Source organism: Collinsella aerofaciens, from assembly GCF_032584215.1.
Lineage (GTDB): Bacteria > Actinomycetota > Coriobacteriia > Coriobacteriales > Coriobacteriaceae > Collinsella.
On sequence record NZ_JAWHPN010000091.1, the window covers coordinates 1 to 468 of the forward strand.

At 60.9% G+C, this 468-nt stretch carries 1 protein-coding gene; it reads left to right on the top strand.

Annotation, left to right across the window (positions count from 1 at the left end):
- Positions 1 to 444: helix-turn-helix domain-containing protein (locus tag RX395_RS09890; protein ID WP_457921684.1), on the top strand; the 444-nt coding region annotated here is incomplete at its 5' end.
- Positions 445 to 468 lie beyond the last annotated feature (24 nt).

Consider the following 468-nt stretch of genomic DNA (forward strand, 5'->3'; position numbering starts at 1 on the left):
TCCCAACCGGGTGCCGCGGCTTTGTCATGCCGTCCGAAAGGAGGAATGAACACAATGGCTGTCTTTCGTGTGGAGCGTACCCGTGACTTCACCGTCATGAGCAACCACCATCTGCGGGACAAGCGGCTGACCCTGAAGGCCAAGGGGCTGCTGTCCATGATGCTGTCCCTGCCGGAGGACTGGAACTACAGCACCCTGGGCCTGGCCGCCATCTGCCGGGAGGGCGTGGACGCCATCCGGGGTGCCCTGCGGGAGCTGGAGAAGGAGGGCTACGTGATCCGCCGTCAGCTCCGGGGGCCCGGCGGGCAGATCCAGGACATCGAGTATCTGATCTATGAGCAGCCGCCTGGTACGGGTTCACCAGGTACGGGAAATCCAGGTACGGTGAGACCATGTCCGGAGAAGTCGGCAGAATCTAATATGGATCGATCAAGTAGAGCGTGATCCATCTGTCTCTTCTACACGTCT